The 13547-nt window shown below is 45.8% G+C and carries 11 protein-coding genes and 2 pseudogenes; 11 read left to right on the forward strand and 2 right to left on the reverse strand.

What is annotated here, in order from left to right:
• Positions 1-57 precede the first annotated feature (57 nt).
• From uptA to QMA13_RS04395, 5 genes and pseudogenes are all read left to right on the forward strand, one after another.
• Positions 58-660 (forward strand): annotated as a pseudogene (uptA, locus tag QMA13_RS04375) (undecaprenyl phosphate transporter UptA); the annotation flags it as partial.
• 18 nt (positions 661-678) lie between these two features.
• Positions 679-1155, forward strand: a pseudogene (locus tag QMA13_RS04380) (nuclease-related domain-containing protein); the annotation flags it as partial.
• A gap of 100 nt (positions 1156-1255) precedes the next feature.
• Entirely contained in the window at positions 1256-1822 is a 567-nt protein-coding gene (locus QMA13_RS04385; protein ID WP_282939765.1) for a thioredoxin family protein, read from the forward strand.
• A 13-nt stretch (positions 1823-1835) separates the two neighbouring features.
• The gene (locus tag QMA13_RS04390; RefSeq protein WP_282939766.1) at positions 1836-2471 is read left to right on the forward strand and encodes an MBL fold metallo-hydrolase; all 636 of its coding nucleotides are present in this window, start codon (positions 1836-1838) and stop codon (positions 2469-2471) included.
• A gap of 110 nt (positions 2472-2581) precedes the next feature.
• Entirely contained in the window at positions 2582-3334 is a 753-nt protein-coding gene (locus tag QMA13_RS04395; RefSeq protein ID WP_282939768.1) for a lipase family protein, read from the forward strand.
• A gap of 1 nt (position 3335) precedes the next feature.
• Here QMA13_RS04395 and QMA13_RS04400 read toward each other — a convergent pair whose 3' ends face one another.
• On the reverse strand, positions 3336-5651 hold the full coding sequence (locus tag QMA13_RS04400) for an AraC family transcriptional regulator (RefSeq protein WP_282939769.1): 2316 nt from the start codon (positions 5649-5651) through the stop codon (positions 3336-3338).
• Between the two features lie 128 nt (positions 5652-5779).
• Here QMA13_RS04400 and QMA13_RS04405 point away from each other — a divergent pair, with 128 nt between their 5' ends.
• From QMA13_RS04405 to QMA13_RS04420, 4 genes are all read left to right on the forward strand, one after another.
• Complete coding sequence (locus QMA13_RS04405) at positions 5780-7306, forward strand: extracellular solute-binding protein (RefSeq protein ID WP_282939771.1); 1527 nt, start codon at positions 5780-5782, stop codon at positions 7304-7306.
• 380 nt (positions 7307-7686) lie between these two features.
• The gene (locus tag QMA13_RS04410; RefSeq protein ID WP_282943255.1) at positions 7687-9216 is read left to right on the forward strand and encodes an extracellular solute-binding protein; all 1530 of its coding nucleotides are present in this window, start codon (positions 7687-7689) and stop codon (positions 9214-9216) included.
• 107 nt (positions 9217-9323) lie between these two features.
• Entirely contained in the window at positions 9324-10277 is a 954-nt protein-coding gene (locus tag QMA13_RS04415; protein WP_282939773.1) for an ABC transporter permease, read from the forward strand.
• 30 nt (positions 10278-10307) lie between these two features.
• Positions 10308-11189: a carbohydrate ABC transporter permease gene (locus QMA13_RS04420; RefSeq protein WP_282939775.1), complete on the forward strand. Its 882-nt coding sequence runs from the start codon at positions 10308-10310 to the stop codon at positions 11187-11189.
• 88 nt (positions 11190-11277) lie between these two features.
• Here QMA13_RS04420 and QMA13_RS04425 read toward each other — a convergent pair whose 3' ends face one another.
• Entirely contained in the window at positions 11278-11505 is a 228-nt protein-coding gene (locus QMA13_RS04425; RefSeq protein WP_282939776.1) for a hypothetical protein, read from the reverse strand.
• A 253-nt stretch (positions 11506-11758) separates the two neighbouring features.
• Between QMA13_RS04425 and QMA13_RS04430 the strand changes: the two genes are divergently transcribed.
• Positions 11759-12064 carry a hypothetical protein gene (locus QMA13_RS04430; RefSeq protein WP_282939778.1) on the forward strand — a complete coding sequence of 102 codons (306 nt, stop codon included), beginning with the start codon at positions 11759-11761 and terminating at the stop codon, positions 12062-12064.
• A 220-nt stretch (positions 12065-12284) separates the two neighbouring features.
• Positions 12285-13448, forward strand: coding sequence for a YhgE/Pip domain-containing protein (locus QMA13_RS04435; RefSeq protein WP_282939779.1), 1164 nt, complete (start codon positions 12285-12287; stop codon positions 13446-13448).
• Positions 13449-13547: the final 99 nt, after the last annotated feature.

A 13547-nucleotide genomic window follows, 5' to 3' on the forward strand; every position in this document is an offset into this window, starting at 1 on the left:
TAGGATAGATGTGACAAGTCGGGCTTGCCCGGGATGAGAGGAAGAGGCTGGAGAAGAATGTTAAAGGATCTGATTCACAGCGCGTTGATGTTTATTCAGGATTTGGGCGTATGGGGAATACTGATTGGATTGATGCTTGAAGTCATTCCTAGTGAAATCGTACTCTCTTACGGGGGGTACCTTGTATCGACAGGAAACGTTTCTTTTCTGGGTGCAGTCATTTTTGGTACGTTAGGCTGTCTGATTCAGCAAGTCTTCTTGTATTGGATTGGCAGATATGGGGGAAGGCCGTTCATAGAGAAATACGGCAAATACATTCATCTTAAAATGCGTTACATAAATATAGCAGAAGGCTGGTTTAATAGATACGGCGCGGGAATGGTGTTTACCGCCCGATTTATTCCTGTCGTAAGACAAGCGATATCTATTCCGGCTGGTATGGCTCGTATGCCTATGCTGACATTTTTGTTCTATACCTTGTTGGGGACGATCCCATGGGCGATATTATTCGTCTACTTGGGCAACACGCTTGGCTCGAATTGGGAGAATATTGATGATTACGCTTCTAAATATACGACGCCTTTCATCATCGGTTCGGTTGCTTTAACGGTTCTCTATGTGCTGTTCAAGTTAGTAAGACGGAAAAAGGGCAACGTTGCCCAACAGGGCGATCAGGGCGAGAAGAGCACAGCTCATCAGCTTAAATATATCGGCAGCGAATACCGTGTGTTAAACAACCGTCAAGTGCGGGCAGGTGGAGGCTCACAGGAGTTCGATCATATTGTGATCGGTCCCAATGGTGTCTTCCACATCGATTCCAAGCACTGGTCGGGTGAGATCGTATTTACCTCGCAAGGCGTGGAGCGCAGTAAGGAAGGACACACGGGAGATCCAACAGCGCAGCTGTACCGCCATGAGCATGTTCTGAAGGAGCTGTTCCGTTCGGCCAACCTGAATCCGGAATTGGTCGGAGTCCTCTGCTTTACGCATCCGCACAGCCAAATTGTTGGGAAAAGCCCTGCTTTTGCGACGGTGAAGCTGGATCGATTGGCTCATTTGATTAAAACCCATAAATCAAGAAAAACTTTGCTTACGGCATCCGAGATTACAGCCATTGAGCATCTTATCCAAGAAAATAGCTCCAGCAGCAAATAAATGCAGCCTCGCTTCAAATCGGAAGCGGGGCTTTATTGCCTAGTATTCTTTTTTTATATAAAATGAATATTATACCAACCCATAAGGAGGGCTTTACGATATGAGTACAAATTTGTCCCATAAGCTCCGCACCGGCTTGAAGCCGCAGCAGTTCATCGACGGAATGACGAAGAACCAGGAGAAATTCGTGGAATGGTATGACAGCTTCACTTGGCAGAATGAGGACGACAAGGAGTTCTTCGATTCGCTGAATAACCGCGACGACCTTCGCTGCCTGATCCTGATGGCAGATTGGTGCGGTGACGTAGTTCGTAACGTACCTGTCGTATTCCGTGCGCTTGAAAATTCCGGTATTCCAGTAGAAGTACTTATCAAGGAAGAGAATCCAGATGTGATGGCTCAGTTTTTGACCGGAGGTGGAGAAGCGATTCCAATCGTTATTTTCACCGATTTCAGCGGACATGTGCTCGGACATTGGGGACCTCGTCCTAATAATGTTCAGGCCGTCATGAATCAGTTCAAAAAAGAGAACCCGGATCGTACTGCTCCGGACTATGATGAGAAAATTAAAGTTGCGCGCCAGGAAATGGGCCGCCAGTATGGGGAAGGCACAGGCTATCATGCTGTTATTGTGAAAGAACTACGCGACCTTCTTTCGACATTTTAAGGTGGAGTGACAGATGAGTTTAGAAGGATTGAAGATAGAATCATTCTCCCTCGGACCACTTGGCACGAACGCTTATTTGCTGTCGAGACCGGAGGAGGGCAAGGGGATCGTTATTGACCCTGGCATGAATCCTAAGCCGCTGCTCAAGCGAATCGAAGGCTTGCAGATCGAGGCTATTTTACTAACACATGCCCATTTCGATCATATCGGCGGGGTGGATGAAATCCGCAAGCTGAAAGGATGCCCGGTCTATCTGCACGATGCTGAAGCGGATTGGTTAACCAATCCGAAGAGCAACGGCTCCTCGAGATGGCCCGAGCTTGGAGGCCCGATTGTCACGGAACCTGCAGAGTATGCTCTGGATGAAGGACAGGTGCTGAAGCTGCTGGGGCTCGACATCAAAGTCATGCATACTCCCGGTCATTCGCCGGGCAGTGTGAGCTTCCTGATCGGTCCTTATTTGTTCGGAGGCGACGTGCTGTTCAGGCTGTCTGTGGGCCGCACCGATCTATTTGGCGGCAGATCAGAGGCTCTGATGGATTCCATTCATCTGAAGCTGTTCGAGCTGCCGGATGAGACCGTTGTTTACCCTGGTCATGGCGTTAAAACGACCATTGGCTATGAGAAGGAAAATAATCCTTACGTATAACCGGAATGAAAGCTCCTCAGTTATTGCCGTTCATGGCGATAGCCGAGGAGCTTTTGCATTTCCTTGAATAGAATGCTTATACAAGCAGTCTCGTTCAAGGAGGGGGAAGAATGGGGGAGAAGGGGAAGTGGATTGCGGACAGAGCTGTCTTTTTATCGGCAGCCGTGTATCAAGCAGTAGAACAGTACAAAAATAATGGACGATGTATAACGCCAAAAGGATTTCGGCTATCCAAGGTGCTGGGGAGCAAACAAAATCCGTACGCAGGAATGATTCTGCAGTCCAAGACGATGGTAATCATTGTGTTCAGGGGCACAGAAACAATCGGGGAATTGCTGGCCGATACCGATATGGCTCAAGTTCGTTTTCCTTATGCAGCCGCTGGGGGTTATGTCCACCGCGGGTTTGCCAAGCTGTACGGACGTAAGATCAGAGATCAAGTCATGAATGAGCTACGCGGACTCTCTGCGAGTAAGCAGATTTGGATAACGGGTCATAGTCTGGGTGGGGCCGTCGCTACGCTGTGTACACTGGACATAGCAGTGAACACCAGCTTTAACAATCCGCTGTTGATGACCTTCGGTTCACCCAAAGTAGGGAATGGCAAGTTCACAGCTGCGTTCTCTCGCAAAATTCGCAGATCTGTACGCGTCGTCAACAGCTCCGACCTGGTTCCTGTTCTTCCCCCTTCTCTTAAAGGTGCGGAATACAGTCATGTTAAAGGTCTTTATCGAATCCGGTTCAGCCGTTCTACGATTATGAGCAACCATACGATCCGTAATTATTACGATGTTCTGGCAGGTGCCGCTCCTACCTACAGCGCCAGCTTGAAAAAACAAAGCCCGGGATTTCTCCCGGACTGAATTAATGGCCACGTTTGCGGAAGGACTCACGATATTGCCCTGGCGTGATCCCTTCCAATTTTCTAAACGAGCGGATAAAGTTTTGAGAGTTCATATACCGCAGCTTCTCGGACATGTCCTTGATCGTCATATCTGTTTCCGTTAACCACTTCTTAGCCATGTTGAATCGGTAGGCAGACAAATAATCACTGAACGTGGTATGAGTCTCTTTGCGGAAAATACCGCTCAAATAGTTGGCGTTATAGTGGAGCTGCGATGCGCATTCTTCAATAGTAAGATCGGTATCATAATGCTTATGAATCATATCGATAATTTTCTCTGAAATACTATGGTATTGAGAGTTTTGCCGGTCACGATAAATCCCGATTAGCGGTGAAATGACGCGTGTCCAGAACCAATCTTCTATTTCAGTCGTCATTTGCAATCGATTCAATTCCTCGTACAAGGACACATCCCCATGCTTTAATTGATTTAAGGTTACGCCGGATTCCTGCATGGCCACCATCAGACTGGTAAATAGGCGAACCATTGATATTTGATACTCCTGAGGCGTCATTTCATGCTTGAAAATCGTATGCATAAACTGGTTTAAATAAAGCTTGGCATTATCCTCGTCCGCAAGGAGGATCGCATCGAGAAGATCGCTTTCCGTTAAGAACGGGTAATCCAAATTCAATTGGTGCTTGCCTTCGTTGATGTTAGCGTATGAAATGATGACTTGACCGCCTAGGTGGAGGCGCTGTTTCAATGCTTCCAAGCCTTCGCGGTAGGCTACGGACGCTTTTTTCGGGTCATCGAACGGGAGGCTGATCCCAATACTGATTTCAAGACCGAGCACACGCTGCACCGTTTGTTGAATCGACTCCGTTAACGAATACATGATGCCGTTGAACTCCTCCAACGATTGGTTCTTACTCCCAATCATCGTTACCTGCGTCTGCTCGATAAATACGGGTGGAAGACGGACGTCTGAAGGAATGAGCTCCTCAACGATATTATTAATGGCGAACAAGAGAAGCTCTATGTCTTCCTTGCCGTATCGTGTGTGCTCCAAGGTGTCGATTTGCAGCGTAATGACCGTGAATGCTTGCCATTCACTCAGTCTTTCACTAAATCCGAATTGCTCCATTTTCTCCGATAGTTCATTTCGGCGTACTTTGCCTTGGAACATTTTAATTAGAAAATAAGTTAGCGCCTGCTGCAGATGTTGATGTGCTTCCTTCTCAAGCTGCGTTTTGGAGCGGAACAAATCTTGAACCTGATGGCTGATAATATCAAACTCATTGTTTCGCAGCTTTCCGCTGTTAGGAACCTTGCCGCCAACTTCTCTCAGAAGCCGCTCAATAGGATTGTACATTTTCCTTGAAAGAAGCCATGCGATAATGAGGAAGACCACTACAATAATCAGGCAGACGATCAATGTGTATCGACCGATTTGCTTGGAATCCTGGGTCAGACTGTCGATGGATATGATGGATAAATAAATCCAATTATTATAGCTTGACCGCAAATAGGTCGCCGTATATTTTTTATGATCCACTTCAGTTTGGAATTGTCCTGTTGGCTGCGAGAAGATGGAAGGATCTTTAATAAATTCGGTGTTAATGGCGTATTTACCAATCATCGTTGGATCGGAATGGAACAGGATACGCTCCTGATCGTCGAGAATCATGACGGTTTCGGATTCTCTCGGTGTGTAATTTAGCATTTCGGCCAAGCTGCAGGTGGTGAGATTCGTAAACGCCAGCCCGAACTTGTCCAAATTTTGATCTGGGAGCTTCTTAACGAGACTGATGGTATAAGGGCATGTGGCAGCGTTTGCTTTTTCCTCGCTATAAAACCAGATGCTTGGGTTCAGCACCCATGAAAAAGAATTGGGCAGAAGCATTTGATTGGCAAGCTGAAAATGATGCAAATAGTCGCTGAACGTGTAGAAGCCGGAGTTTTTGATCATCCAGTTTTGCTTAATATTGATGATGACGACGTCTTCGACCTTGGTATAGAACGATTGCGTGTTGCTGATTTCCTTACGCAAATCTTTATACAGCATGAAATCATTCGAAGTAAAGGGCTCGTTCAATACTTTAGCCATGACCGGCGAGTTGACCAACTGATCGAAGGCATGGTTAATAGTTCTTAGTACCTGCTCAACATTGGAATTCATCTGAGTCAGCAGTTGAATTTGTCCTCGATTGACTTGCTTTTGAATTTCGTTGGAGGACTGCAGATTGGAAACAATGCCGATAAAAATAACGGGAAGCGTACATAAGATGCATCCGAATAAAATGAGTCTGGTGAGATAACTGAGCCTTTGCATCCTGTACCCTCCTGCTTTCGACATGGTTAGACGATTCTATCTTACCAATGGAACTCAATTGGAGCAATGATTTCATACAAATCGGCATTCGTGTATAATGAAACCAAGATGAATTCTAGGAGGATTGCATGATCGAACGTATGAAAGTCACAGGAAAAAAGGTGCTTCCGATTGTAATCGCTTTCCTCTTGTTTGTTTTCCTATTAAGCGGCTGTGAGCGTCCGTATCCTCCGCAGAGCAATCAGGGCATAAGCTCCAAGCCTATCGGAATCATGGTTCCATTGCACCAGAATCAGGCTCCTCCGCAGGACATCCTTCGTGCAGTAGAGCAAGCCGCAGGGGCTAAGCTCGAAATCGACTGGATTCCTAATGATAATTACAGAGAAAAAATGATCAATGCGCTGCAAACCAATTCTTTAAAGCAGGTGACCTACGTCAATCAATCGGACTTTGTATTTGTCAAAAATGCGATACGTTCCGGGATGTTCTGGGAAATTGGCCCCTATTTGCAGTTTTATCCGAACTTGAAAACACTGAATAAATCCATATTGAACGAATCAAGCGTTCAGGGCAAAATATATGCTTTATATGCGGAAAGGCCTGCCTCGCGTCAAGGGGTCATTTTGCGGAAAGACTGGCTGGATCGGCTGCATCTCAAGGAACCGACCACAACCGAAGAGCTGTTTCAGGTTTTGAAGCAGTTTACTAATAATGATCCTGATGGGAACGGCGTTAAAGACACGATCGGGATCGCAGATCGCGGGGATTTGACTTACGGTGCATTCAAAACACTAAGCTCCTATTTCGGAACACCAAATAATTGGGGAATACAAGATGGAGCGCTCGTTCCCGAGTTTAAGACTAAAGAATATTTAGATACGATGAATTTCATGAAAAGGCTCGTAAGCGAAAATATGATGAATAAAGATTTTGCCGTTACTAGCAAGCAGATTCAAAGATATATGCTGATCAACGGGAAAGCGGGAGGCTATATAGGAAGCATGGCTGACGCTCCGCGGCTGCAGAATGAACTGAGAAAGTTCGATCCCAAAGCCGAGCTGACCTTAGTGAACAGGATTCGCGGTCCGAAGGGGGAAGGCGTATGGTCTAATCCAGGCTTCAGCGGAGTGTTCCTATTCTCGAAGAAAGCGATTAAAAATGAGGAGGAACTCCGTAACATTTTGGCATTTTTCGACCGGAGCATGGGACCAGATGTCAGCAATCTGCTGCAGTATGGTATCGAAGGTAAGCATTATGAACTAGTTGAAGGTCAAGTCTCGATTACAGCGGCAATGAATCAGCTTCGTGACACGGATGTGCTGCCTTTAACTTCCCTCGTTATTGCGGGCATGAACAACCCGAATATGATGAAGGTGAAGGAAGAAGAGGACCCATTAGTTCTTAAGGCCAATCAGTTGACTAAGGATAATGATCAAATTTTGATCCGTGATGCAACCGAAGGCTTATCTTCACAGGCCTATGATCTCATGGCAGCGAGCTTATCGGATATTGTGATGGACGCTACGTTCAATTATATTCTTGGCAAAATCGATCTCGCCGCTTTCCAGAATGAGATTCGTACATGGGAGAGTCGAGGCGGAGCGGATATTATTAAAGAGTACAACGAAGCCTACCAAAAAAAGAACAACCAATAGATATAGAGCCGTTATCGGAGAATGCAGGCACGGTCAGACTGTTGGGGATACCCCACCGGAGTGCCACGTACAAATCTGAATCTTCACAGGATTCTCAATAGACCCACCGTCATCAGAGGATGACGGTTTTTTTGTCGTTGATTCGATATATTCCGCGCGCGGAAAGAGGCGAATTACACTCGATATGCTAATCTTTCAGCCATATTATCGGATGTGCAGATTTTAACCTGCAAAATCGAAATCTCCCAAAGCCTTGATATGACGGGGATTTCACGCTGTGTGTGATTCAATGATTGTAGTTGTAATGAAGGTTATCGTTATATGATTAGCCCAGCAACGAAAAACATATAAACAATAAACGGAGGTCGAAACATTTGAAGATGAATCCGAAGTATGCGAAAAGAACCAGCATGGTCTGCGCCGCAGTACTTGCAGCAACTACCATCTTAGCAGGTTGCAACACTGCCAAGCCGGACAATAAGCAAGCAGCTGACGCAGGACCTGCGAAAAATGAAGGACCGCTTAAAATTACGATCATGGCGAACTTGGCAACACCTGAAGTACCCTCTGACAAATTAAAGAAGATTCTGGAAGAGAAAACAAACAGCCAAATTGAATTCCAATGGGTTCCTGACGGTTCTTATGATGAGAAGTTCCAAGCCGCGTTTGCAACCGGTTCCCTGCCGCAAGCAGCTTACCTGAAAAACCAGTCCTCCTTCGTACTGCTTCGTGATGCAATCAAGAACGGCCAGTTCTGGGAAATCGGACCTTACTTGAAAGATTATCCCAACCTTAGCAAATTGAATCCGGATGTATTGAAAAATACAGCGGTAGAAGGCAAAATCTACTCCTTGTATCAAGAAAGACCGATTGCACGCCAAGGTGTTATTTACCGCAAAGACTGGGCGGATAAGCTAGGCTTGCCAGAACCGAAAACAACCGATGACATTTACAATATGCTGAAAAAATTCAAAGAAGCTGATTTCGCGGGCGGTGGTAAAACATTAGGTCTTGCAGACCGTAACGATCTGATCTACGGTTCGTTCAAAACGTTGTCTTCCTACTTCGGCACTCCGAACGGCTGGGGCGTTGTAGACGGCAAACTGGTTCCTGAATTCACGACAAAAGGCTACATGGACACTATGAAGTTCATCAAGAAGCTTCGTGACGAAGGCTTGATCAACCAAGACTTCCCTGTAACAAGTAAAACGGACCAACAGAACATGATGTACACCGGTAAAGCAGGGATGTATATCGGTTCTATGCAAGACGTACTGACGATTCAGGATAAAACGTCCAAAAACGTTAAGGAAGCTCAATACGAGGTATTGAACCAATTTACAAGCCCAAGCAACGCCAAGCCGACCACTTGGGGTATTCCAGGCTACGGGACTTTGGTTGTATTCCCTAAATCTGCTGTAAAAACCGAGAAAGAACTGAAGCAAATTCTAGCTTTCTTCGATAAGTTCTTCAATCCGGAAATTGCGAATCTGCTTAAATACGGCGTAGAGGGCAGTCACTACACGTTGAAAGACGGTAAAGTACAACCTGGCGAAGACGAGAAGCTCAAAGAAAAAGAGCAAAAGCCTTACCTGACTGTAGCTTTGGCTGATACAACCAACATTCTTCCTTCCTTGTACACGCTGAAAGCACAAGAGAAAGCGGTCAACCTTTCCAATGATGCGGTTAAATTCGCTTTGCAGGATCCAACGGTACCTTTGGATTCCAAAACGTATAACGAAAAAGGCGCTAGATTGCAAGACACGATTAAAGACGCTTCATACAAATTTATGCTGGGTAACATTGACGAAGCTGGTTTCCAAGCAGCCATCAAAAAATGGCAGGATGACGGCGGTGCCAAAATCATTGAAGAATACAATGCATCCTACAAAGCAAGCGGCGGTAAATAATAAAGGGTAACCAGAGAAGGGCCTCCTGAACATTCAGGAGCCTCTCTCCCTCATTACAGCACCCCAGGATTCCGCTGATCTTACGGAAAGAAAGGAAGTTATTCACTATGAGCAATACTGTCGCTCGACCTAAAGTGATGGAGGCTCCCAAATCCAATAGCGATCTAATGAAAAGACTTGTCCGGAACCGCTATATGTATTTTATGATTCTTCCAGGCTTGATCTTTTTCGGCATTTTTAAATATTTGCCCATGTATGGATTAATCATTTCTTTCCAAGATTACATGCCTTACAAAGGGATTCTGGGAAGCGAATGGGTGGGGTTAAAGCATTTTGAGAAGCTATTTACTGACGGTGAGTTCTGGAACATCTTCAAGAATACGTTATTGCTGTTTTTATACAATATTCTCTTTTATTTTCCGGTACCTATCCTTTTGGCGGTCATGTTGAACGAGGTGGCTAGCCAGTTTTTCAAACGGTTAGTCCAAACGATTGTGTACATTCCCCACTTTTTATCCTGGGTTATTATCGTCTCCATTACCTACGTCATGCTAACGATGGACGGCGGGATTATTAACGAATTGCTAGTTTTCTTCGGGTTTGCAAAGGTCAACTTCCTGTTGGATTCCGTATGGTTTCATCCGATGTATATTGCCCAGGTTATCTGGAGAGAAGCGGGCTGGGGAACGATTGTCTATCTGGCTGCTATTGCATCCATTGATCCGCAGCTTTATGAGGCAGCAAGAATGGACGGGGCTGGCCGATTCAAACAAATTTGGCATATTACGCTTCCATCGATTCGGAGTGTAATTATCGTTCTGTTAATTCTTAGAATAGGCAACGTTCTCGATCTCAGTTTCGAACACGTGTACTTACTGCTCAACTCTATGAACCGTCCTGTAGCGGAAATTTTGGACACTTATGTGTACACGGTGGGTCTTAAACAGGGACAATTCAGCTTCAGTACGGCAGTAGGCTTCTTCAAATCGTTTGTAGGCCTGATCCTGGTGGTGATGTCTAATAAGTTGGCTAAAAAAATCGGTGAGGAAGGCATCTACTAAATCAGCATTGAAGAAAAGGAGAGCATCTTCATGGTACGAGATAAAACGTTTGGCGGCAGAATGTTTGATATCGGCAACATTGTTCTGCTGGCCATTATTGCGCTGATCACCTTCCTCCCGTTTTTGCACGTTGTTATGGCGTCCTTCACGACGGAAGAGGAGATGGCTAGAAAACCGTTCGTTTTGATTCCTACGGAATTTACAATGAAAGCCTATCAATATATTTTATCTACTAACGCTATCTATAAGGCATTGGGTGTTTCTATCGGGGTTACTCTAGTAGGCACGCTGGTCAGTATGGTACTTACTTGCCTCATGGCGTACGGATTGACGCGTAGAGACTTGGATGGCCGCAGAGTGCTAATGTTCCTGGTTGTATTCACGTTGTTGTTCAATGGGGGGCTGATTCCAACGTTCCTCGTGGTGAAGGAGCTGGGTCTGGTAGATTCCTACTGGTCACTGATTCTTCCTACAGCAGTCAATGGTTTTAACTTGATCATTATGCGAAGCTTCTTTATGAATCTTCCGGACGGAATAGAAGAGTCTGCCAAAATCGACGGCTGCAATGACTTCGGTATTTTGTTCAGAATCGTTATTCCGTTATCCATGCCGGCTATTGCGACGATTTCCTTGTTCTATGCCGTTAACTATTGGAACACCTATTTTAATGCAATCCTTTACTTGAACGATGGTACCAAATGGCCGATTCAAGTTCTGCTGCGCCAAATCGTCATTGTGGCAAGCGCCTTCAGTGCAGATACATCCGGATTTGGTGACGATTTCGTCAAGCCGCCGGAACAAACGATCAAAATGGCCGTTATTATGGTGTCTACCATTCCGATCCTGCTCGTTTATCCATTCTTGCAAAAATATTTTGCTAAGGGCGCATTGGTCGGTTCCGTAAAAGGATAAGACTCTCAACCGCAGGTCAAAAAGCAGCCTTAGTCCGATAAACTGTCGGGCTAGGGCTGCTGTTATTTATAGCTCTAGATGCAATGCGTTATTTAAAAAACTGAATCAGTAAACCGATGATCAGCATTAGGGCGGCGGAGGTGAAGATGAAATAACCGAAGTAGCGGATAGGTAAAGGCATGGAGCTTAGGTCTGCTTTTTTAAGCGGTCCTCCGCTATGAATTTGTTGCAGCTCCTGCAGTTCTGGATTTATATATTCGACTTTGGTCTCAACCCTTACCGGTTCCGGTTGGGTTTCGTGAAGGGGGGTTGTCATAGAGGTTCTCCTTTCCGTAGGAAAGATCTCAGGCAAGCGGGTGCTCCCAATAGTAGGGAATATGGATATCTATTTTGACGCGCAGCATTCCCAAAAGTTGCTTGTTCGAAACAGCATTTGTACGGGTTGTCATGCAGGCATCTGTCTAATTTTTCGTATATAGGTGAATACCGTGCTCTACCTAGGTGGTTCTCCATAGACTGTTGATGTGTTCGATAGTAACACGCTCTTAAAACTTATGGAGGTGTCCCTAATGGATAAATTTAAACCGATGCCAATGGTTTCGCCAGCTATGGAAATGCCAGGACCAATGCCTAATATGAATGCTCCAATGCCTATGCCTTATTCGCCGAGCTTTGTCTCTCCTAGCTACACAGCACCAACCTACGCTGCTCCAATCAATGTTCATGCCAACTTCGAAGCATACAACATCATCGAGCCGAAGAAACATCATCACCATCATGGTCATTGCCATAGAGGATGTGGATGGACATCAGTAGGTACAATTCTTGTATTGTACATTCTGCTTGTTATCATCCTGCGCGGCGTAGTTAGATGACCCAGTAGAGGCGACGTGCTTTATTTAGCACATGCCCAACTGCCATGATGGGAAGGCTCCTTACTTTAACGGGTGGGGTAAGGAGCCTCTCGCGGGTGGCGAAAGCAAACGAAAAGAATTAATCGTTAAAGATTGACAGGACGAGCTGTGATCGGTTATTTTGTAAACAAACGTTTAATTTAAACAAATGTTTAACAGAGTACATAAGGGAGAGATTACCATGTTAGAGGCTTTACAAGCTTATATGAAGAAGCCTGCAACCATCGTCGGTATTGTGACGGCTATGATGTTTCAGGTTATTTTCAGCATCATTTGGATGACGGGCTATGCTGGTGTCACAGATAACACAAAGCATCTAAAGATTGCGGTCGTCAATGAGGACAACGCAATGGGGGTGAAGGTGGCCGATCAATTAAAAGCGAATATGCCGTTTCAACTGTTGACCGAAAGCTCTTATGACACTGCTAAACAGCAGCTGGAGCACAGGGAGGTGCAGATGGTGCTGCATATTCCTGCTGACTTTTCCAAGCAGTTGCAAACGCCAGGACAGAAAGGGCAGATTGAGTATACCATTAACGAATCTAATCCGGCCTTGATAAAAAGCATGATGCAGGGCGTAGCAAACGGCGTAACCTCCACGGTAAATAAAGAAGCTGTCGCTGCTGGAGCGCAAGCTGTATTGACACAAGCAAATATGCCGTCACAGCAAGCGCAAGGAATAGCGCAAGGGTTAGCGGAGAAGGTGACAGGACAGTTCGAATACACCAATCCGGTTAGCGGGATGGCGAATCAAATGATTCCGATGATGCTAGTTTTAGCATCCTTCGTAGGTGCCATGATTATGGGGATGAACGTACAACAGGCAACCATGATGCTCGGTCACAAAGTAAGCAAATGGAGCAAGTTTGCTGCTCGAATGATAATCAACGTGGTCTCTTCCATTTTCATCGCTTTAGTAGGTACCTCGCTTGTGCTGTCGCTTGGGGGAACCTCCGCAGGCGGCTTCGTATCGATGTGGCTGTTCCAGGCGTTATTCCTGCTCACGTTCATGCTATTCTCCCAGCTATTCCTCATCGTGTTCGGCATGGCAGGAATGCTGTTCAATATTACAATGCTGTCCGTGCAGCTGGTTTCGTCCGGGGCAATGGTGCCTCGGGAGCTGTTATCTGACTTTTACCTTACGCTAAGCGGATACTTGCCTGCCACCTATGCCGTAAAAGGCATTATGAACATCTTGTTCTCCGGTTCCGGCGCTACAGCAGAAGCAGGCAGTTTGGCCGTGATTTTGGTCGTATGCGGTGCTCTTGGCGCCATAGCAACAGGATTGCGCAGGGAAGCACAGGCTGCTCCAGCCCGTGCAGAAGCGGGACTTACCCGGGCATAGCATGAGTGGTTACGGAAGCTAATGGTCAGATTATTGATCCGTCGGATTTCGATCTTGGCGGGTCTTATTTTAAGCTTATTGTAACCGCTTGCGAATCCA

Origin of the sequence: Paenibacillus sp. RC67 (genome assembly GCF_030020805.1) — a bacterium.
In the GTDB taxonomy this organism is placed as follows: Bacteria; Bacillota; Bacilli; order Paenibacillales; family NBRC-103111; genus Paenibacillus_S.